Raw genomic sequence first — 21,709 nt, 5'->3', positions numbered from 1 at the left:
TGGTCAACACGCACGGACGCGGATTGGTCATGATCCGGTCACGCGCGGCTTTACCCTACGCATACACAGACCGCCCGTACAGATGTTCATGTCCGGGCGGACGAAGAGGCTGGCCTGAATCTGCCAGGCTGGCCAGCCACCGGAGAAGGCGGGAAGAGTCCGTCCCTGCAAGGAGATTTCGCGATCACCTCGTGGAGTTCCTGTGTGCATGAATGGCAAATGCAGGGTCATCAACTGACAAGAGATGGCTGGTTTTCGCCCTCCGATCACGCCTGGGTGCAGTTCATCGCCGCCCCCTCAACCTGCCTGGCCGCAGCCGCCGCAGAACCCACCGTCGTTGCGGGGATTCCGACAATGACCCGCCACGCAGCGCTTGGACGCCGGGCTGCGGCTCTTGGTGAAGAGTTGATAGGGCTCTTTGAAAGGGTGCGGACAGACCTGCTCGCCCAACTTCCCCACCCACCACCTGCACGCTGACTTGCGGACAGGCCCGTAAGGGTTCGCGCGTGCCGCCGTCCGGATGATGAGGTGGCACGGTGACCAATCATGATGAGGCAGCGGCTGTCCGACCGTTGACACTGGCCTGGGTGCACCGGCACCTGGAGGCCGGCGAGCGGATCGTCGGAGCCGAGGCGCTGCACGGCGGCGCCACCGCCGACATGCGGAGGCTGACCATCGGGACGCTGGACGGAGGCACCCGGCACCTGGTGCTGCGCTCCTTTGTCGGCCCGACCCGGCAGGGGCCGGCCGAGGACCTCCTGCACAGAGAGGCCGACGCCCTGACCACGCTCACCGGCACCGGCGTGCCGGCTCCCGGACTTGTCGCCGTCGATCCGACCGCCGCGCACTGCGAGTACCCCTCGCTCCTCATGACCCACCTGCCGGGCCGGACGGTCCTCGACGACGAGGGGCTGGAGACGCGCCTGCCCCTGCTGGCCCGTCAACTCGTGGCGGTCCACGCGGTGCGGCCGGCCGTCCGGCCCCGGGAGTACGTGGCGCTGACGACCGCCGACACGGTCGTGACCCCCGAGGGCGCCGACGCCGCGGTCTGGGCCGCCGCCATCGACGTGATCCGCAAGCCCGCGCCGCACTACGAAGGGCGGTTCCTGCACCGGGACTTCCAGCCCGGCAACGTGCTGTTCGACCTGCCGCCCGAGGACCCGGCCGGTGCCGCCGGTGCCCGGATCACCGGCGTCGTCGACTGGGCGGCGACCTCCTGGGGCCCGGCGGACCTCGACGTGGCGCACTGTTCCACCAATCTCGCGCTGTTGCACGGCCCGGTGTGGGGCCTGCGCTTCACCGAGGCGTACCAGGAGGCCGGCGGGAGGCTGGCCGCGGCCGCGGACGAGCGGCTGTACTGGCAGGTGCGGGAGCCACTGGCGTTCTCGGAGGAAGTGCAGTCGGTGGCGCAGCCGTGGCGGGAGGCAGGACGGACCGAGCTGACGACACGAGCCATGGAAGAGCGGCTGGATGCCTATGTCACCTCCCTGATGGACGCGCTGGGCTGAGCCAAGGCGGTCCGGGGCGCGGGCCTCGGCCTCGTCGTTTACTGCTCAACCAAGTGGGGAGTCGAGCAGACCCTGGGGAATCTCGGCATCCCCATCAGTGTGAAGTGGTCAGCGCAGGCGTGTTGTGGTCGGGGGCGCTGTGGCGCACGGCAGGCCGGTACGAGCCGCGTGGGCCGGCTGATCGAGAGCCTGGAAGCAGTGCATCAGGTGTGTGTCCTGCGGGCGGACAGAGGGGGGCGTGCAAGCCAGCACCTTTACGGCGGCCTCCGCTCCGCTACGGCCCTGGTGAGGGTGGGCGCATCGAGGTCGGGGCGGTCTTTGGCCAGCAGATGCTCCGCCGGACGGCCTGCAGGTCGGCGAGCGGCGGCCTGGCCGTTGTCGGCAGTCGCGCGGAGGGGATGAGCACGGTGGAGGAGCTGAAGTACGAGCAGGTGGGGACCGGGCGGGCCGGTGCCGCGATACCGACCCGCCGTCGGGGATTCGTGGAAGGGCAGGGCCGGGGGCCGGTCGCGCGCCCCCACATGGCCAACTGCCTTCGGTCACGCCTCGGGGTGCCGCACAACGGCCTGGTAGGTCTCCAGGACGAGGGCGAGTTGGTTCATCTGCTGGGCGAATCGTGCGGCGTGCAGGTCGGTGGTGTGGCCGGTGGTGGTGAGCAGGCCGGTGACCGGGACGAAGGCCGGACCCGAGGGCGGGTTGAGGGCGTTGTCGAGGCAGTCACGGGCACGGGTGGCGTGGCGGCGCAGTTTCCCGTGGAGCCGGTCCGCCTCTCGGGCGGTATCCCGTACCAGGACGGCCAGCGCGCCCAGCACGGTTCCACGCTGCAGGCACAGATCGTCGAGGCGACAGTAGCCGGTGTCGCCGAGGACCCCGTATACGGCTTGGGTGCCCGGTGCCGGGCTGATCTGCGGATCAGGTGTCGGGCAGGCCGGCTTGTCCGGCGGGCTGCTGCGGGCGGCGGTGCCCCGGACCCGGCTCCCGGGGGTGAGGTGCTCGGTCATGGCAGCGGCGTTCCTTTCTCGGTAGGTGGGTTCTGCTGCGTCAGAGGACTTCGCCGTAGCGGCAGGTACGGCTGTGCCCTTCATCGACGCTGAAGGTGTCCGGCACCGTGTCCGGCCGTGGGATGTCACCAGGCGTGAGCGGCGGGCGGGCGAGATAGGTGCCGAGGTCAGCGAGGTGACGGACCAGGGCGAGCGGGACGTGGCCGGAGCATTCGGGGCAGGGACCGAGGAGTTCGAATGCTTCGTCGTCGTAGATCGGAAAGCGCGAGAGGAAGACGTACTGCTCGTTCGTGTCGGGACAGGTGGCGGTGGCCAGGACCGGCTCTGCGGGGCTGGTGCGGCGGCGCTGCCAGTCCGGGGCGGTGGTGATCTGGTCCAGGCCGAGTCCTAGGGCGGCAGCCAGGCGTACGGCAGTGCGGGCGTGTTCCTCGCCCCGGTAGGGGCCGTGCGGGCTGATTGCGGTGTTGTGGCGGATGAACACGGCGGCGGCGTGGGCGCGTTCGGCGAGTGAGGTCATGGCGGTTGTGGTCTCCTTCGCGGTCGTGGCGGGTGGGTGGTCGGGGTGGAGGCGGCCCGCGGCGTAGGGACGGGCGGCCGGGCTGCTGTTCGGGCGCGGGTGCCGGTGCCTGGCTGAGCGGCGTAGTGGTTGATGCGCGGCTGGGTGCCGCCCCCGGGCGGGGCCGGGGGCGCCACCTGGCGGGTCAGGCGGTGGTTGCGGCGAGGGCGGCGGCAGCTGCCTGGCCGATCGCGGTGACGGCCTGGGCCGGGTCGGTGAGTTCCAGGAGGGTGGCGCCGGGCAGGGGGCGAGGGTCGGTGTCGAAGGCGAGCCACAACACCGCGCACCCGGCTGTGCGCAGGGCGGTGATGCGGTCGGCGGCGCGGGCGGCCTCGTCGGGGCGGTAGTGGCCGTCGGAGGCGATCACCAGCAGTCGGCCGGTGCCCGGTGTGGTGAGGTCGAGGGCGGCGCTGAGGGCATCGGTGGCCTCGGCGAGGCTGTGCCCGCCGCCGTCCGCGTCGAATTCGGTCACCTTCGAGGGGACGCGGCCCGGTTGGGTGATCGCGGTCAGTGCGCGGCGGTAGGCGATGGTGGCGGTGCGTGAGTCGGGGTCGGTCAGGGCGGCGGCCTTGGCGACGATCCAGGCGGCCGAGGCGATCGGGGCTGCGGCGGCGCTCATCGAGCCGGAGACGTCGACCGCGATTGCGACGCGCAGGGGCGGGGTGGGGCCCTGGCGGCGCTGGGTGCGGATCCAGGGCTGGGCGGTGGGCAGGGCACCGGCGGCTTTCTGTGCGTCTCGGGCCAGTGCGCCGCGCATGTTCAGGCGCCCGGGCGGAACCGCCGAGGCGGTGACTGTGGTGGTGCGTTCGCGGTAGGCCGCCGTGCGCAGGGCGCGGGCGAGGCGCCCGGCCGCCGACTTCTCCGCTGGCGTGGGCGGGCGGGTGCCGGTCACCGGGGAGGCGGCACGGCCGAGTCGGCCCCGGGCACGCTGGCTTTCGGGGGTGTAGGGGCGTTTGCCGGGGCCGAAGACTTTCTCGGCGATACCGGCCGCGTGCCGCGCTTGGGCGGCCTGTGTGGCTTTCGCCCGGGTCCGGGAGGCGCGGGCGGCCGTGATCCGGGCCTGGGTTGCTCGTTCGGTGGCCTCGTTCGCCGCGACCGTGGCGGCGACCTTCCCGACCGCAGCGGCGAGCTCACCGCCGCCGCTGGCGTTCCGGTGGCCGCTGCTGGGGACCGGGATCGGTTGCGGCTGATCAGGTGTTGCGCCCAGTGCTTCGCACCAGGCGCGGGCGTGGGCCAGCATGGCGGATGCGTCGTCGTCGGCGGTGGCGTGCGCGGCCGTCCAGATCATCTGGAGCTGGGCGAGTGTCTCCTCGCCGAGGATGTGGTGTACGGCGTGGTGGAGGGGTTCGGTCTCGTCGGGGTCGAGGATTCCGGCGTCGCGGCGGGCCAGGATCAGGCCTGCCGCCCCGGCCGCCTCCCACCGGTCGGCCGGGCCCTTGGTGGTGAAGTCCGCCATCACCATGTGCTGGATCGCGGTCCGCAGGTGTGCCCGGTCTGCGGGGCGGCGCGTGATCTGGGCGTGTTCGACCCGTGACTCCTCCAGCAGCTGGGCTGCCGTATCGAGGGCGCTGCCACGTAGGGGTGGCGGGGTGGACCAGCGGCTGTGGGCGGCGTGTGCGGCTTCGTGGGTGAACACGCCCCAGGCGACGGGGTAGTTTGCTTCGTCGCCCGCCTGGTTGGGGTTGATGGCGGCGGGGCGGAGGGGGGCGAACAGGGCCCGGTCGACCTCGAGTTGGGCGGTGGCGGGGAAGAAGGCGGCCGGGGCGCCGGAGCGGGTCTGGTCCTCGCAGGTGACGATCACGTCGTCGCGCCCGGCAAGTTCCGGGAGCCGTTCGGCCAGGGCGGCGGCGATCCGCAGCCAGTGATCGTCCTGCGGGCGGGGCGTGGCCTCGTAGGCGGGGCCGCCGTCGTCCTCCCAGCGGGCCAGGGCCTGTTCGGTGTCGGTGACGGCCGGGCGGGTGGGCAGGAGGTGAGCGGGTGCGGGCATGCCGGTTGGGTCCCTTCCAAGCGGGTGCCGGTGGGCGGGGTGGGTGCCCGGGGCCGGGTATGTGTCCTGGCCCCGGGGCATGTGTCAGAGCTGGCGGCCCAGGGCGAGGGCGGTGACCGGGCGGCCGGTGGCCTTGGTGACGATCTCGGCGACCGTGTCGCGGTCTTCCAGGGGTGCGATGCCGACCAGGTTGGCGAAGGCCGTCTCGGCGCCGAGAACGTCGGCGATCTTCTGGAAGGCGATCAACTCCCGTAGCTGTGGCGCCCATCCGATGTCGCCCGCCTGCTGGAGGGCGGCCAGGTTGCGGGCGATGCGTACGGCCGCGCGGTTGATGTTCAAGGAGGCGGCCAGGTCGTAGTCGGAGCCGACCTGGATCTGCACGCTGAAACGGCTGGAGAGGGCTTCGGTCAGTACGGCTCCGTGGACGCCGGGGTTGTGTCCGGCGATCACGTAGAAACCGTCGGCGGCGGTGATCGTCTCGCCCTTGTGTGCCTTGACCTGGATCTGCCTGCGCCCGTCCATCGCCGGATACAGGGCGGCCAGTACCTTCGGGGAGATCAGCGTGGCGTCGTCCAGGAGGAGGGCTCGGCCCTCCTGCATGGCGGTGACAAGGGGTCCGTAGACGAACTCGTAGCCGCCGTTTGAGTCCTGGGTGTATTCGCCGATCAGGTCGCCGACCGTGGTGTCGCCGTCCCCGGCCACCGTGACCAGGTCCGGGAAGGCCGCCTCGATCAGTGAGGTCTTGCCCGTGCCCGGCGGGCCGTACAACAGCACCGCCACCTGGGCCTCGCGCAGCCTGCGCAGCGCTTCCACATCCGGTAGCTGCGCCAACGCCCTGGGGTGGTACTTCTGGCCGTTCGGCCGGGTGATCGGCTCCGGCCGTCCGCCGGGCGGCGGCGCTGGGGCCTGCCCGGCCGACTGGGCTGGGGCCTGCCTGGCCGACTGGTGCGGCAGCGAGGGGGCCGGGCTCAGCGCGGGAGCAGGGCCCGAGGCCTGTCGGGCTGCGGCGTCCGTCGCGGAAGTCACGCGGTAGGTACGGGGTTTGTCCCCTGCCCGTTCCGCTTCGCCCCGGCACACCAGTGTCTCGCACGCGTTGCCGACCGCCCCGCCCGAATGCCCCAGAACCTTCGCCAGCTCGGTCACCGTGAACCCGGTGCCCGGGTTGGTGGCCAGGATCTGCGCGATCCTCGCCCGCAGTTCGCCCGGGCGGGCCTTGCCGACCGGGCCGGGCGCCGGTCCCGCCGAGGGCGCGGGTGTACTCGGCGGGCCGGACGCCGCCTGCCCGGATACCGGGGCGGACGGTGCGGGTGTGGGGGCGGGGGCGGGCGCCGCAGGGCTCGTCATCGGGCGAATTCCTTTCGCTGCCTGACCAGAACCGGCTTATTCGAATTCGGAAATGACCGCCCTTTGGATACACTCCACCCGTCATCCGTTTTCGGGCGGACCCCATCGGAGGGATTTCCTTTTCCCGGCCTTCCCGGGAACAATTCAAATATAGCTCGACCGGTGCTCCACCTGAAGTCGGATTCCGCCTTGATAATGCTGGAATTTTCGGGAATTCACGACGCTATTTCAGGAGAATTCTCGGCTGGACGACGCAAGGCGTCGTGGCCTGTGGTACCTACGACCGAAGCACGGGCACACGGGCCGTGTGAAACCCGCACATTCGCCTGTGCGCGCGGGATCCGCCTGCAGGCGTGGACCGGGCCAGGGCGCCTTCACCCGCGCCTGGGAACCGGCTCCTCGCACGAGCTGGCCAGCCCTGCCGCGGGCGCCGGCTCGGGCGAGAGATGACGTGAAGCAGCAGATGAACAGCAAGCTTGTGTTCGTGAGGTGAGTGAACGGAAGTGACGGGATGCGAGGAGGAGGCGGGCCGCCGGGCTGGTGGAGATCGGGATGCGTTGCTGCACCGATATACAGTCGCCCTCGCCGGCCGGTGGCTCGCAGGGCCCCTGAGCTGCCCTTTCGGGCATGCTGGGGGCGTCGCATCCAAGTGCGTACGCAGAAGCGACGGCGGATGTGACGCCGGATACGACGGGGCGGACGCCAAGCGGTCACCAGGCCGAGCAATGCCACGCGCAGGCGCGGTGAACTGCGGCTTTAGCGTGTCTGACCGGAGCGGCCCCGAGGTGAGACGAGCGCTTGGGTGGCCGCCTCCGGTTCGAGGCCGAGGTCGCCGAGGTGCCGTGCAAGGCGGGCGAAGGTGTGCCGGGCCGCGTCCTGACGTCCGCCGGCCTGGTAGAGGCGGATGGTGTGCTGGGCGAGGCGTTCGTGGTCGGGGTGGATGGCGCCCAGCTGCTCCAGGAGTGCAAGGACGGCGTCCAGCTCGCGTGGTGTGGCGCCGGCGCGTTCGGCTTGGCGGGCCAGGCGGACGGCGGCATCGGTGGCCTTCATGGCGAGGTGCTCGCGGATTGCGTCAGCCCACAGATAGTCGCTGCCGTGGGCGAAGGGTCCTCGGTAGTGGGACAGGGCTTCGCGTACAGCGAAGAGGGAAGTATCCCAGGCTTCTTCTCCATCGGACGCCGAGAATGCGTCTTTCAGACTTCGACTGAAATCCGCTAGGTCTGTTTCCACGAGTTCTGGATGGAGTTTGTGGAGTTCTCCTTGGAGCAGGATGAACTCCTGTGCGGTGATTCCGGTCGCGGTGCGCAGTGCGCGCCTCACTGCGCGGCGGAGGTTTTTCAGTGCGTTCTGATCGCTGCCGGGGGCGAGGTGGAGTTTGTCGGCGATGTCGGAGGCGAGGAGTCCGGCGGGATGGGCGGCCAGGAGGGCGAGGAACTCGTGGACTTCACCGCGCAGGTTGGTGCCGACGGGGTCTTGGTGGTCGCGGGCGTAGAGGGTGACGGGGCCGAGGACGTGAAGGCGCACGGGCTTGGCCTGAGCCGGCCGGGAGGTCTCGACTGCGTTCGCGTGCGCCGGTGCGGCCTTCGGCGGTGGTTCGGCCGGGGTGTCAGGTTGGTCGGTGCCGGGGTGGGGGCCGCCGGGCGTGGGCAGGATGCGCAATTGCCTGCGCTGGCCGTGGGCGGTGAGGAGGACGTCGGTCACGTCGCGTGCGGCATCGAGTGTGAGGTGGAACAGCCTCAGTGTGCCGGGGTGTTGACCGGGCGGTCCGGCAGGTGTGGTGGAGCCGTCGGCGTCGATGTGCCAGGCGGTGGCATCGGGCAGCGGAGCGCCCAGTGTGAGGACGATCAGCGTTCCGGGTCTGCTGCGGGCGGCCAGGGCCTGCAGTTGTCCGGCGTGGGCGGCGTCCGGCACGGCGATCAGGAGAAGGGTGCCCGGCTCGGTCTCCGGGGCCAAGTCGGCGCTCGCCTGCCCGGTCGTCGCGGGCATGGTGCTGAGTTCGTCGTGGGTGCGGGCGTGGGTGATCAGGTGCTGTTCGGCGGTTCGGATCGCCTCAGCGAGGTCGGCACTCTGGCTGAGGGCGGTGAACTGGGCGGGCAGTCCGGGCAGCAGGCTCTCGGCCACGTCGTGGGGGACGACCGCCGTCACGTGCGCAGGGCTGGGGCGCCGGCATTCGGCGGCGGTGAGGACGCCGACCAGCAGGGCGCGGGCGGCACCCTCGGCACCCAGTCCGGTCCATGTGCAGCCTCCGGGCACGGCCAGCTCATCGAGGGGGACCTCGGCGTCCTGCCGAACGCCGATGGTGACCGTGCCTTTCGCGCGGGGCGGCTGAGGTGGGATACGGCGGGGAGCCAGGACGTCGGGATCCTCTGGCTGGGAGAGCAGTGTGGCTGCGTGGGCGGCCTGGGCGGCCTTGTCCACCAGCGGGCTCAAGGAGGGGATTTCCGTCTCCTGGCCCGGGTCACGTCGGCGGTTTTGGTGCCAGTACCAATAGCGGCGTGCAGCCAGCAGGCCGGCCGCGGTGGTGATTCCGATCAGGCTCGCCTCTCCGAGACCGATCGTGGCCGGTCCTGTCTGCGTACCCATCTTGTGAGGGGTGACCTCGTGGTGCCGGTCGGCGTGCGAGCGGGCGTGTCGACCGCGGTCCTGCTGGCCGACGTTCTTGTGTTGGCTGGGAGTTGGCTGGGCCGACGGGCCCTCGGTGGGTTTCTTTGTGGGTGTGGCATCCGGCGCTTGATGTGCCGGGGTGGGAGCAGGTGTCGGCGGCGGTGTGGCTTCGCGGGGGACGGGGATGGTCAGGTGCCAGCCGGGGCGGATCAGGTCCGGGTCGGTGAGTCGGGCTCCGTCGCTTTGGACGCGGTGCTTGTTCAAGGCATAGATGCGCGGCCATGTGAGCGCGTCTCCCATATGCGCATGAGCGATGTCCCACAGTGTGTCGCCCTCGACGACTGTGTACTCGATGTGCCGGACCGTTTCCGTTTCCCCGGGTGGCGCAGCGCGTGCCGGGGTAGGCGCTGCCTCAGTTTTCCGGATCGGCGTTGTCTCGGCCACGAGCGCAGCCGCGGGGTGCAGGGTCTGAGAGGGGAGGAGGGGGGCTGTCGCCACCGTGTGCGGCCGTGCCTCTCCCGGAGACGGCTGCCGGCCGGTGAGTGTCTGGGGGCGGCACAGGCCGATCAGGGCGACTACGAGGGTGCCGATGCACAGCGCGGCCAGCGAGCCTTTCACCGAGAGGGCGGCCAGGTGCTCATGGTGTGTGTGCCGGTCGCGCAGCAGTTGCGGGAGATGAGTGGCGTACCAGACGGTCTCGCGGACCGCGGTGCAGGCGAAGGCGGCCCAGCACACCCAGCCGACCAGCGCCAGCACGTCGATCACCATGGGGTCACTGACGGGCTGCATCAGCCGCTGCTCGAACTCGCTGAGGGAGGAGACGTGTTCGGGCCAGGGCAGGCCGGCGGCTCGCCACAGGATGTAGGGCATCGCGGCCAGCAGGGTAAGCGTGACGGCCAGGGTGCCGACGGCGGTGGCAGCCGCGGTCAGGCGCTGGCGCAGCTGCGGAGGGTGCATCATCGCCGGTTGGCTCTCCTTGACCGGAACAGGGGTGAACGATCCTTATGGGGTGATGCGTTCGGCATGCGCGGTGCTGGTCGCGTGGACGGTGAGGGTGCGGATACCGATCAGTTGCAGGATCTGGGTGCGCTGGCGGTGGGTGACGTGGACGGTGACGGCTTCGCCTTTGACGGAGGCGGTGGCGCTGTCTCCGGTGGAGGCGGCATAGGCGCGGGCCGCCGCTGCGGCCTTGTCCCGTACGAGGCGGACCTCTTCTCCGCGCCGCAGTCGGCCGACGTCCAGTTGCTGGGCGCCGGTGCGGGCGGCTTCCTGTGCCACGTCCAGGGCCTGTGACTTGCCCGTCAGAGCGAGCCCGCCGTCCACGACGATGCCGGCGAACAACCACAGCGCCGCGAAGACGCCGACGACGAACGCCGTGACCTGCCCCCGGTCGTCCCCGGCCGTCAGCCGTACGAGGACCTGCGTGGGGTGCTTTCGCGCTCGTCGCGCTCGTCGCTTCACGGCGTGCTCCTGAAGGTGTCGACGGCGGAGAAGGCGGTCTCGTCCAGCGGTACGTGACCGGGGAGCCCGGTGTGGGTGAGAGTGCCCAGGTCGGCGATGCAAGAGACGCGTGCCGTCACCGTGGCACCCGGCCTGAGACCGCCGGTGGACAAGTGAACGCTCGGGCGGGTGCAGGACGCCCCTGCCTCGCGCAGCGCCGCGCCGGCCGCCCGCTCCGCCTGGGCGCGAGCCTCTTTCTCGGTGCGGGCGAGGGAGGCAGCGCGGGCGGCCTGGTGAGCGGCGTCCACCACGACCAAGCGGGCATCGGCGAGCAGCCCGAAGGCCACGACAACCAGGAACACCAGGACGAGCAGTGGCGTGACGAGCACCATCTCCACCGCCGCCGAACCCTGCTCTCCATGGCCAAGGGCACGGCCGGCCCGCGACTTCACGACTGGCCTCCGGTAGGGGTGGTGATCCTCTCCGTGGGGCCGGAAGCCGTACCGGAGGCGTGCAGCACCAGTCCGGGAACGGGCAGTACCCGCATCGCCGTCCCCTCCACACGTACGGTGGTCTGGGTGGCGGTGCGCTCGGCGGTCACGGATGGCGCGGTCAGGACGCGGCTGCCCAGCGCGGCGAGGCTGCGCAGCGCCTGAGCCCGGCCGTCCCCCGCAGTGCCTCCCTGCGCGCGGGCAGCGGCCAGGGCCCGCTGGGCGGCGTACTGAGCGATGTGCCGTGCGTGCCAGACCAACGCGAACTGCACCACCAACAAGGCGATCAGCAGCAGCGCCGGGACGACGAGCACCAGCTGGGTACTCGCCGCGCCCTGGTCACTGCGCAGTCTGCAACGGGACGTGGTCACGAACTAGCCCAGGTCGATGCTGTTGGCCTTGGCGGTGACTTTGGCGACGATGATGCCCACGACGGTCAGGCCCAGGATCGCCAGCAGGGCGGTGACCACGATGGTCTCGGTGGTGTATCCCGCGTCCGAGCGGGCGTGCCGGCGCAGTTCGGCCCAGTGGGCGCGTACCAGGCGGATCAGGGTGTCGAGTGGGAACATGACCGTGCTCTCTCTGGGGCTGGTGTGGCTGATTGGTCAGGTGATCGACATGACGTGGGCGAGGGCCGGGTAGCCGATCAGCAGGAGGAACGCGGCGAACAGGCCGACCACGGGCAGCGACATCCGTTCGGTGGCGGCCTGGGCGGCTCCGTCGGCCTCCGCGATCCTGCGCCGCCGTATCGCCCGGGCCTTGGCCGCAAGCGAGGTACGGATCTTGGCGCCCTCGCTGCCGGCCAGACTCAATGTCGAGGCCAGCTCGGTCAGATCCGCCACGGCCAGATGACGTCCGAGATCACCCAGGTGGGGCCAGGGACTGGTGCGGGTGAGCTGCGCGACGTGCAGGGCGTGCCGGAGTCTCGCTGCCGCCCACCCTTGGGGCGCGTCCACGGCTTGGGCGAGGGCCTGCTGGATCCCTGCGCCGCCGGCGAGCGCAATCACAGTCAGGTCCAGGACCAGGCTGAGGGTGTGGCGCATCTCGCGGCGCCGCTGCTCGGCCTGCCGGTGTACGGCCAGGTCGGGGGCGAAGAACAGCACGACGGCCAGAGCAAGTGCGCCCGCTGACGGCACCCACCAGCCCGCCTCGATACCGGCTGCCAGGCGCAGCAGGAGCACGGCCGTCCAGGGGCCGACAAGGCCGGCCGTCGCACAGACCGCCTTGCCCGCCAGGTGGTGCTCCTCGTCGGTGCCGCAGACGGCCAGGTCCGCCCGCAGTGAGGGGGTGGGGAATCCGAGCGCGCGCACCAGGGGTACGGCGCGCCTGCCCAGCCGGGTGGCCCACACCGCCTCACCTGTCTGTGAAACCGCTGGCGGCGCAGGGGTGTTGAGTGCGGTGAGGACGTCGGCCAGGGCGGGCCGGGGCGGACGCAGTCCGTAGACGAGAGCGGTCGCTCCGGCACCGAACAGCGCGCCAAGCAGCATGACGATCACCTGCTGCCTCCCAGCGCGTTACCTGACGTGGCGCGGGGAGAGGTCGGGCTGATGAGGCGGACGGGTTCCTCGATGCTGCCGACCGCGGTCTCGTAGGGGGTCGCCCACAGCAGCAGGCACGTTCGGCCGACCGGCCGTTCAAGCGAACCGCGACCCAGTCGGGAGGCACAGAAACCCCTGGCGCGTCAGCGAACGGCTCCAGGCCGTCAGCCTCGCGCCGGAACGGCGAGCACAGTCAATCGACCCGCAAGCGCGCCGAGCCGCGGAAGAGCGAGCGCCCGGAAGACCCCCGATCAGAGGCTCCCGCCACCGACTGACACTCTTCGATACAGCAGCCCAGAACCACGAGAATCACGAGATCCAAGAGGAAGCGGATGCCTGCCGACACGTTGAGGAACGGCTGTCTTGGGAGCGTTGTCTCCGGAGCCGTGGGCTTGTTGCTGGTGGGCGTGACCGCCGCACCAGCCCACGCAGAGACCATTCGCGAACAGCAGTGGTACCTCACGGACATGAAGGCCGACCGGATGTGGCGGACGAGCACGGGGAAAGGCATCACAGTCGCGGTCATCGACTCGGGCGTCGACGGCAGCATTCCTGACCTGAAGGGACAGGTGCTTCCCGGCCTGGACGAGGCACCGGGGTCCCCCGTGGACAAACAGGCGAGTCACTTCGGCCACGGGACGACGATGGGCCTCCTCATCGCGGGCACAGGCGAGGCGAACGGCGGTGACGGAACCTTCGGTCTCGCACCGGGCGTCAAGATCCTGCCCGTCCGCATACCGGACAGCACCGTTGAGTTCAGCAAAGAAGTGAGCCGAGGAATCCGGTACGCCGTCGACTCCGGCGCCAAGGTCATCAACATTTCCATGGCCGCGCCCATGGGCTCTGACGAACTCACCGCCGCCGTGAAGCACGCCCTGAACAAGGGAGCACTCATCTTCGCCGGCGCCGGAAATGACGGCACCTCGGAAATCGAATACCCCGCCGGGACTCCAGGCGTGGTGGCGGTGGGCGCCGTAGGCCGTGACCTCCGCAAGACGAAGGAATCCCAGTATGGGCCACAGATCGACATGGCCGCCCCCGGTGACGAGATGTACCACGCCTGCCCGAACGGCAAGGACCTCTGCCGCTCACACGGCACCAGCGACGCCACTGCCCTCGTCTCCGCCAGCGCCGCCCTCATCTGGTCCAAGCACCCGACCTGGACCAACAACCAGGTCCTCCGCGTCATGCTCAACACCATCGGCGGCCCGACGAACGGCGCCAAGCGCAACGACTCCATCGGCTACGGCATCGTGCGGCCGCGCATCGCCTTGCAGAACCCCGGTGACCCCGGGTCGGCCAGCATCTACCCGCTTCCGGACTTCTCGGCCGTAGCTTCTTCCACGTCACCCTCTCCGGCCACTGCCGGTTCCAAGGACTCCGCCTCGCAGGGGAAGGACGGCAAAGCGGCAGTAGAAGCTTCCTCCGACAAGGGCGGTAGCGACACTCTGTGGGTCACACTGGGAGTCGGGGCTGCTGTACTCATTGGTGGAGTCGTCGCGGCTGTCGTCACGAGAAAGCGTCGGCGTTCCGCCGCATAGTGGGCTTATCGGTGTCACCACTGACCGGCGTCGGCCCGCACCGCGACACTCTGCCGCAGCGATTGTCGTACGATGCGTCACTGTGGCGATACAGAATCCGTACCCGTGGGGACCACCGTACGGCGGCCCGCCGCCTCCGCTGGCGAACATCCCGGCGAAGGACCTGCGGCCTCGGCGCATCTGGTACCTGGTGGCCGCACTGCTCGGTCTCGTACTGGTCGGTGTCGGTACCGCTTTCCTCGTAGCGACGGTGCAGAGCACGGTGCACTCGGTCGATACGGCCCGGAGCTTCTCCAGCGGTGACTCGCAGAAGTTCAGCTTCGTCGAGGGGAAGACCAAGGCGATCTACGTCTCGCAGTCCGGGAAGGGCCGGGTCAACTGCCGGATCCTGGGGATGCGGTCCGGGTCGATGACCCAGCCGGACAGCAGCTTCCGCATCACCGTCGGCTCCCGCAGTTGGGAGCGCGTCTTGGAGGTGCGGCCCGGCAGCAGCGGTGACTACGCCCTCACTTGCACTTCAGAGCTGCCGGCTGAGTTCGCGTTGGGAGAGCAGCCCCGGGTGGGGGCCACGATCGGCAGCATCGCCGCAGGGATCGGCTGTTTCCTTGCCGCGTTTGGCGCGGCGGCGACCATCGTCGTCGTCACCGCTGTCCGCCGCGGTCGCCACCGTCGACGGCTTGCCGCTGCATGGGTCCCTCCGCAGCAGTGGGGCTAACCGCCCTCCGGTCCCCCACCTAGCCCTCTGTTTTAGTTGGTTAATGCGATGGGCTTGTCACAGAACAGTACCCGCCGCCCTTGAGGCAATGGACGGATCGCTATCCTGGCAGGTGCACGCTAAGGAATGTGGACGGGGGCAAAGACTTCGTGGCTGGCACAGCAGGAGATCGGCACATAACCGGGAACGCGGCTGCCCAGCCGGTCGGCATGCGGCTGAACCAACTGGCCGATCCAGGAGGTGGAGGCGGTTCCTTCGGCGGTCAGTCGGGGCTGACGTCGTCGCCTGCTGAGAAGCAGGCCGCGGCGAATGCGATCGAGCAACACATCGAGCCGGACACCCGCACGGCGGGAGCCTGGACGGACCACGAAACGAGCGCCGCGGTCAAGGCATTCGGGGCGAAGGACGGGCACGGTTGGCTGACGTCCGGAGCCCTTCAGAAGGCGCACAAGACGTGGGGCGAGCAGGTCCAGGGCCTCATGAACCTGTTGTCGGCGGACAAGGGGGCACTGCGGGCCGCCAACACCACATTGATGGGCACGGACGGCGAAGTAGCCGCAGGAGTGCGCAGGCCGTCGGCGCTCGACCAGTACTCACAGCCGCCGCAGAACTGACCTCTTCCTGATCCGGCTCGTACGCCATCGCACTCAACGGGGACCCATGCCGACGTACCACGAGATCATGACGACCGACCTGTCCACGCTCACCACGGCCGCCGACCGCTGGGACGGGATGGCGAAGGAGTTCCACAAGCAGGAGACGGCGTACGGGAAGGATGTGCACGGCATCACCCTCGGCCCGTCGTGGACGGGGTTCAGCGGGGATGCCGCCCAGAAGCGCCTCGGCACCACGCTCAAGGAGTTCCAGAAGGCCCAGGTCGAGGCCAAGGCGATCGCCTCGCTCCTCCGCGATGCGCACACCCAGTTCGTGAACCTGCGCAAAAAGCTGGAGTCGGCCCGAGACGACGCGATCGCCGCGGGGATGAAGGTGTCGGACCAGGGAGTGGTCTCGTACGACACCGGGAAGCTCAGCCCGGGGGACCGTCAGGCACTGGCGCACGACCCCGACTACCAGGACAGTGTCCGTAAGTCCGTAGCCTCCTGGCAAGCCAGCATCGACCAGCACGTGAAGGACGTGGGCGACGCCGACAAGGACGTCGAGTTCGCTCTCCAGACCGTGGTGGTCGATACCGACGTCACGGACGGCACCCTTAACGGCTTCAACGGCAAGGCACAGGGTGACCTCGGCACGTACAAGGCCGAGGAGCCGCCCGAGGACAAGGCCCACACGAAGACCGACGGGTGGCAGTGGCACGGCAAGGGCACGGTGACGGGGCCCAGCGCCGGCGCCTCCGCCAGTGGTCCGAAGTACGGAAAGGAAGGCTCGGCCAAGGTGTTCGCCGACCTCGAGCACCTGACCGGGAAGGGAACACTGTCCAACGGCGACCTGGAGCTCTCCACGGTTGGCGACCTTGAGGTGGGGGCCAGGGCGTCGGCGTCCGGCGCTATGACGGACAAGGGCATCTCCGGATCCGTCGAGGCGTCTGCGGGAGCGCGGGCCCTGGTGGAAGGGCGAGCCGACTACGGGTATCTCGGCGGCGCCTACGTGCGGGGAACTGGCTTCGACGGTGCCGAGGCCCAGGCCGGTGCCGGGGCAGGTCTCGACGGCCTCAATGCCAAAGCGAAGGCGTTCGCCGGGGCGAAGGCCGGTGTCGCCGGGGGAGGCGAGGTCGCGGGTATCGGCGCCGGTGCCACGGCCGAGGGGTGGGCCGGTGCGGGTGCGGAGGCCGGGGTGACCTTTGGCAAGGGAGACGACGGTAAGTTCCATATCGGTGCGAAGGTGGGCGTCGCGCTCGGACTCGGCGGCGCCGTGGGCGCCGAGTTCACCGTCGACCCGCATAAGGTGAGCGCCGCCGCCAGCGATGCGGCCGATGCCGTAGGAGGCGCGGTCGACGCCGTCGGCAATGCTGCGAGCTCACTCAAGGACGACTTGACCAGTCTGCTCTGATGGACCACCCCGTGGAAGGAACGACCCTCATGGCCTCGACCCTGCCAGTACCGATCGAATTCCGCCTGCCGGACGGTTGGCGCCCGGCCCCTCCTGACAAGGTCGGCGCCCCCGAGGCTGCCTTTGTCGCGCTTCACCCGGAGCCTGACGCCGGTTTCACCGCGAACATCACCATCGACGGCGAGGTCCCTCCTGACACGGTGGGGTTGCCCGAACTCGCGGAAGAGTCGGTCCAGCGCTTGCACGAAGTCGCCGAGTCGGTGGTAGTGGTGAACCGACACGAGGTCGGCTCCGAGGCCGCGCCCGCACTGACACAGAGGCTGACGTTCTCAGCCGTCGTCGGCGGTGTGCGCCGTGATCTCGTCCAGTCCCAGGTGTACTTGGCCATGCTGGACGCCAACGACCCCCGCAAACGTGCGGTGATCCGGACATACCTGACCGCCACCGCGGCACAGCACGACACCGTTCTGCCGGATTTCCAGGAATTCGTTCGGACGGTCGGCCCGGACACCGAGGCGGTGTCCTAGCGTGTCCCACCGCACCCGGAGATCTCACTTCGAGTGACTAGACGTTCATAGGTGGTAGTTTGATGGGCTTTTTCGACATATTCACCGGCACCAAGCGCCCGAAAGGTGGCGTCGCGCCGCGATCCATCCAAGAGGTCCGGGCGGCGTTGCTCGAAGTCAGCGGGCCGGACACGCCTTATGTTGTGCGCGATGGTGCCGCTGAGGGGGCCGATCTGGTTGCGGAATGGCGTATCCGGGATCCAGCCTGGCACACCTTCTTCGCCCGGACTCAGGTGAACCGCACCCTTCAGATCAGGATGCGCTTGGTCCCGGAGAGCCGCGAAGTCCGCGCTCTCGACCGCGAGTGGGAAGTGACCTGGATCGGAAGTACACCCAGGTTGGCGCTGCCGGCAGAGCAGTCCCGCGGGCAGGTGAAGACGGTTTCCCGGCGCTGGACGGTCGAGCGCGGGGCCGACGGCCGCCTGCAGAAGACTGAGGAGTTCCTCTTCGATTCCGCGGAGCTGAAGACGCCCTTGCAGGAGGCGGTCCTCGGCGCGGGGTGGACATGGCGCGGGGTCCTGTTCAAACTGTGATCGCCCCCGCCTGCAACTCGACCTGCCCCCGCCGAGCCCGACCGGGCCGGAGCCCGGCCACGGCCATCGCCGGGGCGAAGTCCTGTGCCACTCGCTGGCTAGGGCAGCCCGCCGGGAGGTGACCCCGGGCCGGGCGCTTAGCAGGTCCAGTTCGCGCAGACGCAGCGGTGGGTCCGGTGGGGCGAGTGAAGTTGTGGGACCGTCCAGAAAGACGACCTGCCGTTGCGCGCATACAGCGGGTTGCCCGCGGCCTCGTGCCCACCGATCTCGCGCCGCACCCAGATCACCCCTCGGGTGTCGGGTCCCGGCTCGCCGACCGCCTTGATCACGTCGTCCCAATCCGCTACGGCTACCGCATGAACTCCAGGAAGTAGCGGCGGCCGATCCGGACGACACGTCTCGTCTGATGGATCCAAGCCAGCTCAGAGGCATCCTCTGCCCCTGAGCTCCAGGTCAGAGACTTTCAGCGCTGTCCGAGGGACTTCCGAGGGACTCTCCGCCGCCTACGCGGCAAGCCCCTGAAAGATCGAAAAGGGCCTCCGCTGCAGGTCAGAGGCCCTTTCTCAGGCAAAGCCACAGGTGGCGACAGACGAGTCGGGCTGTACGCCGGGTTCGCTGATGAGGCTGGGTGAATTTGGCTCTGTCCGCAGTTTCGTGATCCGACTTGATCATCAAGACTTGGACGGCGGCACCGGCCAGGGATGTCCATCTGGTGAGCTGTTTGCCGGCCGTCCGGCCATCACGTAGTCGTGATACTCGTCCTGGACCACACCGGCGTTGACCCACCTATCGCGTACTGCGCCGGTGACGTCTTCAGCGGCTGCGAGGGCGACGAGGGGGTCGTCGCTAGTCGCGACAAGGCGGCCGAACTCCTCTTCCTCGTCGTCAGGGTCAAGGGGAGGGAACTCAACCAGGTCAGCGAAGCTCTCGTGACCGACATCTTCCAGGGTGTGCAGGAAGATCTCGTAGTGGGTCTTGGCTGACCTGACCTCGACGTAGTGGATGCCGGGATGCTCGGGTGAGCCAGCAGGACCAAGGAACTGCTCAACAGGCCGACCCCGTCTCAGGGATCCGAGGGCGAAGGACTCTGCCAGATAGCGCACGTGAGCAGCGTAGAGGGCCAGTGTGAACGATCACGTAATTCGGCTCTGTCAGCGATCTTGTGATGTCTCGCGGTTGAGCTGGGCATATAGCGGGTGTGCGGTTCAGGGGGTTTGGGGCAGTTGCTACCGCATTTAGCTGATGTGGTGGTGGAGTCGGCCAGGCGTACCGCCGAGGCGGTCACGTTACGTGCGTCCTGCTCGTCGTTGCCAGCGAGATGTACGGGGTGCCGGATGCCGTCATGGAGGGTGCACGGCCGCTACGTCCGCCGGTTGTCCGATGCGCCACTCGGCGGCGCGGCCGTCGTGATCGAGCTGACCGTGCGTCGGTTCAAATGCCTCAACTCGGCCTGTCCGGCAGTGACGTTCGCCGAGCAGATCCCCGGGCTGGCCAGCCCGCATGCCCGTTACACCCCACTGCTGCGCGCCGCGCTCACCTCCATCGCGCTCTTCCTGGCCGGACGCCCCGGGGCCAGGCTGGCCGCCGCGTTGAAGATCCGGGTCGGCAAGGACACGCTCCTCAACCTTCTACGCGCGATACCCGACCCGCCTGACCAAGGCGTACGGGTCCTCGGTGTCGACGACTTCGCCCTACTCAAAGGCAATACCTATGCCACCCTCCTGGTCGACTTGGAGGCCCGCCGCCCGCTCGATGTCCTGCCCGGTCGGGACGCCGATCCGCTGGCCGACTGGCTGCGTGGCCATCCCGAGGTGGCAGTCATCTGCCGCGACCGGGCCGGCGCATACGCCGAAGGCGCGCGTTCTGGCGCTCCCCAGGCACAACAGGTCGCGGACGCCTGGCACTTGTGGCGCAACCTCGCCGAGGCCGTAGAGAAGACCGTCGGCTCTCACCACCCGTGCATCCGGACCGCGTTCGCCACGCCCCCGGTCACTGAGGAGCCGCCCGTGAAGTCCCTGGTCACTGCGGTGCCGCCAGCCGAAGCCGAGCCGTTCGAACCACCCGACGGCACGCTCGATGTCCTGGGGAAACCGCGGCGGCTGGTCGCGCGCACGACGGAGCGGTACGAAGCAGTGCAACACCGGCTAGCTGCGGGGATGTCGCTGTCCGGGATCCGCCGCGAGCTGCGGCTCGACCACTCCACCGTGCGGCGCTTCGCCCGCGCCCAGAGCCTGGACGAGCTCCTGGTCAAAGCCGTCAACCGCGCCTCGATCCTGCACATCCACAAGCCCTATCTGCACCAGCGGTGGAACGAGGGCTGCCACGACATTCCCCAGCTCCACCGCGAACTGCGCGAGCAGGGCTTCACCGGCGACATCCAGAGCGTGCGCCGCTACTTCCGCCCCTTCAAGAAGCCCCATAGCCCCAGGCCAAAGCACCCTTCGGCGCCGCAACCCGAACCGCGGCCGGCGCCCAAGCCCCGCCGAGTGGTGCGCTGGATCATGACGAACCCCGGACACCTCTCGGACGCCGATGCGACAGAGCTCAAGGAGATCAGGGCCGCTTGCCCGCACCTCGACGCTGTTGCATGCCACGTCCGCGACTTCGCCGACATGATGCGCGACCTCCGCGGCGATCAACTCCCAGCCTGGATGGACCGGGTCACCCAGGACGAACTGCCTGCCCTGCACTCGCTGGTCAACGGCTTACACCGAGACTTCGACGCTGTCACCGCCGCCCTCAGCAGCCCATGGAGCTCCGGCCAGGTTGAAGGCCATGTCTGCAGAGTCAAGCTCCTCAAGCGCATGGGGTTCGGCCGCGCCAAACTCGACCTGCTCCGCCAACGCATCCTGCACAGCCCATGATCCCGGCAGCGTCACAAGATCGCCGACAGAGCCGAATTTCGTGATCGTCGACAGCGCTGATCGTCCAGCGTTTTTCCAGCAGGCGGTGGATGTCCTCGTATCGGTGACGGGTCCGCTCGATGATCTGGGTGCGGGGCAGTTCTGCGGGCGGTAACAGCATCGGGGCCGCCTCGGGCGCTTCGGTCACTGTCTCCTCCTCGGCACGTTTACGCAGGCAGTCGCGATGCTGGTGGCAGGTCTTCTCCACTGCGGCCGCCAGGTTTTGAAGCAAATGCCACCTGTCCGCGACCTCCAGAGCGTCCGGGGCGGCCTCCTTGACCGCCTTGGTGTAGGCGCTGGCCCGGTCCCGGCAGATGATCTCGGCTCCGGGACGCTCGGCCAGCCAGGCCGCGAACGTTTCGGAGGTGCGGTCGGCCAGCACGTCCACGACCCGGCCGGCCTCAACGTCGACGAGCACGGTGCCGTAGGTGCAGCCCTTGCGGAACGCGAACTCGTCCACCCCCAGCACTCGCGGGGCGCGGTCCGGCACCGCCGGCGCCTTGAGCAGCCTGAGCAGCCGGGTCCGGCCCGCGGTCATCCGCAGACGCCGGCACAGTCGGGCAGCCGGACGGCCGCCGAGCTCGATCGCGATCGACCGCAGCCAGCTCGTCAGCCCGCTGGTGGAGCGGCGGTGCCGCTCGGACAGGCCCGGAACCTGCTCGACGAACGTCTTGCGGGAACAGTTCTTCCGGTCGCAGAAGTACCGGCGCACCCGCAGCCGGACTATGACCTGGCGAGGACCCAACGGCCGCTCGTCCAGGGCGCGTTGGTACGTACTGTGTACGCGCCTCGCCTGCTTCCGGCAGTCCGGGCACCGGCCCGGACGAGCCGTCGACACCGCCTCCACCACCAGGACGCTGGAGAAGTCGTTCACCCGCTCCACCCGCACATCGATCCCGGGAAACAGCACATCCTCGACCGTCTTGCTCGCCACGGCAGGAAACACCCTGCTGAAACGATCCCCCGTTCCAGCTG

General features: G+C 69.4%; 20 protein-coding genes. 8 read left to right on the top strand and 12 right to left on the bottom strand.

Annotated elements, in window-relative coordinates; all coding sequences use genetic code 11:
* The first annotated feature begins 536 nt into the window (after nt 1-536).
* Nucleotides 537-1,508 carry a phosphotransferase family protein gene (locus AC4OXY_RS37845; RefSeq protein ID WP_491991875.1) on the top strand — a complete coding sequence of 324 codons (972 nt, stop codon included), beginning with the start codon at nt 537-539 and terminating at the stop codon, nt 1,506-1,508.
* Between the two features lie 539 nt (nt 1,509-2,047).
* On the opposite strand, the gene AC4OXY_RS37840 is transcribed toward AC4OXY_RS37845, so the two are convergent.
* The 10 genes from AC4OXY_RS37840 to AC4OXY_RS37795 form a co-directional block, all read right to left on the bottom strand.
* Nucleotides 2,048-2,509 carry a hypothetical protein gene (locus AC4OXY_RS37840; protein ID WP_376288575.1) on the bottom strand — a complete coding sequence of 154 codons (462 nt, stop codon included), beginning with the start codon at nt 2,507-2,509 and terminating at the stop codon, nt 2,048-2,050.
* A 40-nt stretch (nt 2,510-2,549) separates the two neighbouring features.
* Nucleotides 2,550-3,026, bottom strand: a complete 477-nt coding sequence (locus AC4OXY_RS37835) for a hypothetical protein (protein WP_376288576.1) — start codon at nt 3,024-3,026, stop codon at nt 2,550-2,552.
* A gap of 184 nt (nt 3,027-3,210) precedes the next feature.
* Complete coding sequence (locus AC4OXY_RS37830) at nt 3,211-5,052, bottom strand: VWA domain-containing protein (protein WP_491991874.1); 1,842 nt, start codon at nt 5,050-5,052, stop codon at nt 3,211-3,213.
* 84 nt (nt 5,053-5,136) lie between these two features.
* Nucleotides 5,137-6,237 carry an AAA family ATPase gene (locus tag AC4OXY_RS37825; RefSeq protein WP_491994702.1) on the bottom strand — a complete coding sequence of 367 codons (1,101 nt, stop codon included), beginning with the start codon at nt 6,235-6,237 and terminating at the stop codon, nt 5,137-5,139.
* Nucleotides 6,238-7,152: 915 nt separating this feature from the next.
* A complete protein-coding gene (locus tag AC4OXY_RS37820) occupies nt 7,153-9,960 on the bottom strand; it encodes a BTAD domain-containing putative transcriptional regulator (RefSeq protein ID WP_491991873.1) in 2,808 nt (935 codons plus the stop codon).
* Nucleotides 9,961-10,002: 42 nt separating this feature from the next.
* A complete protein-coding gene (locus tag AC4OXY_RS37815) occupies nt 10,003-10,461 on the bottom strand; it encodes a pilus assembly protein TadG-related protein (RefSeq protein WP_491991872.1) in 459 nt (152 codons plus the stop codon).
* The gene (locus tag AC4OXY_RS37810) at nt 10,458-10,838 is read right to left on the bottom strand and encodes a TadE/TadG family type IV pilus assembly protein (RefSeq protein ID WP_402069572.1); all 381 of its coding nucleotides are present in this window, start codon (nt 10,836-10,838) and stop codon (nt 10,458-10,460) included. The genes AC4OXY_RS37815 and AC4OXY_RS37810 overlap by 4 nt, the downstream gene beginning before the upstream one ends.
* A gap of 50 nt (nt 10,839-10,888) precedes the next feature.
* On the bottom strand, nt 10,889-11,302 hold the full coding sequence (locus AC4OXY_RS37805) for a TadE/TadG family type IV pilus assembly protein (RefSeq protein WP_402069561.1): 414 nt from the start codon (nt 11,300-11,302) through the stop codon (nt 10,889-10,891).
* A 3-nt stretch (nt 11,303-11,305) separates the two neighbouring features.
* Nucleotides 11,306-11,500: a hypothetical protein gene (locus tag AC4OXY_RS37800; RefSeq protein WP_053661640.1), complete on the bottom strand. Its 195-nt coding sequence runs from the start codon at nt 11,498-11,500 to the stop codon at nt 11,306-11,308.
* Between the two features lie 36 nt (nt 11,501-11,536).
* The gene (locus AC4OXY_RS37795; protein ID WP_491991871.1) at nt 11,537-12,427 is read right to left on the bottom strand and encodes a type II secretion system F family protein; all 891 of its coding nucleotides are present in this window, start codon (nt 12,425-12,427) and stop codon (nt 11,537-11,539) included.
* A gap of 374 nt (nt 12,428-12,801) precedes the next feature.
* Between AC4OXY_RS37795 and mycP the strand changes: the two genes are divergently transcribed.
* From mycP to AC4OXY_RS37765, 6 genes are all read left to right on the top strand, one after another.
* A complete protein-coding gene (mycP, locus tag AC4OXY_RS37790) occupies nt 12,802-14,010 on the top strand; it encodes a type VII secretion-associated serine protease mycosin (protein ID WP_491991870.1) in 1,209 nt (402 codons plus the stop codon).
* 82 nt (nt 14,011-14,092) lie between these two features.
* Nucleotides 14,093-14,725: a serine/arginine repetitive matrix protein 2 gene (locus AC4OXY_RS37785; protein ID WP_491991869.1), complete on the top strand. Its 633-nt coding sequence runs from the start codon at nt 14,093-14,095 to the stop codon at nt 14,723-14,725.
* Nucleotides 14,726-14,934: 209 nt separating this feature from the next.
* On the top strand, nt 14,935-15,339 hold the full coding sequence (locus tag AC4OXY_RS37780) for a hypothetical protein (protein ID WP_491991868.1): 405 nt from the start codon (nt 14,935-14,937) through the stop codon (nt 15,337-15,339).
* Nucleotides 15,340-15,457: 118 nt separating this feature from the next.
* Complete coding sequence (locus tag AC4OXY_RS37775) at nt 15,458-16,732, top strand: hypothetical protein (RefSeq protein WP_491991867.1); 1,275 nt, start codon at nt 15,458-15,460, stop codon at nt 16,730-16,732.
* A 29-nt stretch (nt 16,733-16,761) separates the two neighbouring features.
* Nucleotides 16,762-17,259 carry a hypothetical protein gene (locus tag AC4OXY_RS37770; RefSeq protein ID WP_491991866.1) on the top strand — a complete coding sequence of 166 codons (498 nt, stop codon included), beginning with the start codon at nt 16,762-16,764 and terminating at the stop codon, nt 17,257-17,259.
* Between the two features lie 62 nt (nt 17,260-17,321).
* Nucleotides 17,322-17,831, top strand: coding sequence for a hypothetical protein (locus AC4OXY_RS37765; protein WP_491991865.1), 510 nt, complete (start codon nt 17,322-17,324; stop codon nt 17,829-17,831).
* A 671-nt stretch (nt 17,832-18,502) separates the two neighbouring features.
* Here the strand turns inward: AC4OXY_RS37765 and AC4OXY_RS37760 are convergent.
* Entirely contained in the window at nt 18,503-18,934 is a 432-nt protein-coding gene (locus AC4OXY_RS37760; RefSeq protein WP_491991864.1) for a hypothetical protein, read from the bottom strand.
* Nucleotides 18,935-19,027: 93 nt separating this feature from the next.
* Here AC4OXY_RS37760 and AC4OXY_RS37755 point away from each other — a divergent pair, with 93 nt between their 5' ends.
* A complete protein-coding gene (locus tag AC4OXY_RS37755; protein WP_491991863.1) occupies nt 19,028-20,695 on the top strand; it encodes an ISL3 family transposase in 1,668 nt (555 codons plus the stop codon).
* On the opposite strand, the gene AC4OXY_RS37750 is transcribed toward AC4OXY_RS37755, so the two are convergent.
* Nucleotides 20,628-21,668, bottom strand: coding sequence for an ISL3 family transposase (locus AC4OXY_RS37750; RefSeq protein WP_491991862.1), 1,041 nt, complete (start codon nt 21,666-21,668; stop codon nt 20,628-20,630). The genes AC4OXY_RS37755 and AC4OXY_RS37750 overlap by 68 nt on opposite strands.
* Between the last annotated feature and the right edge of the window lie 41 nt (nt 21,669-21,709).

Source organism: Streptomyces sp. HUAS MG56 (genome assembly GCF_058673395.1).
Note: the sequence above shows the minus strand (reverse complement) of the source record. Positions and strands in the feature narration are given on the sequence as shown.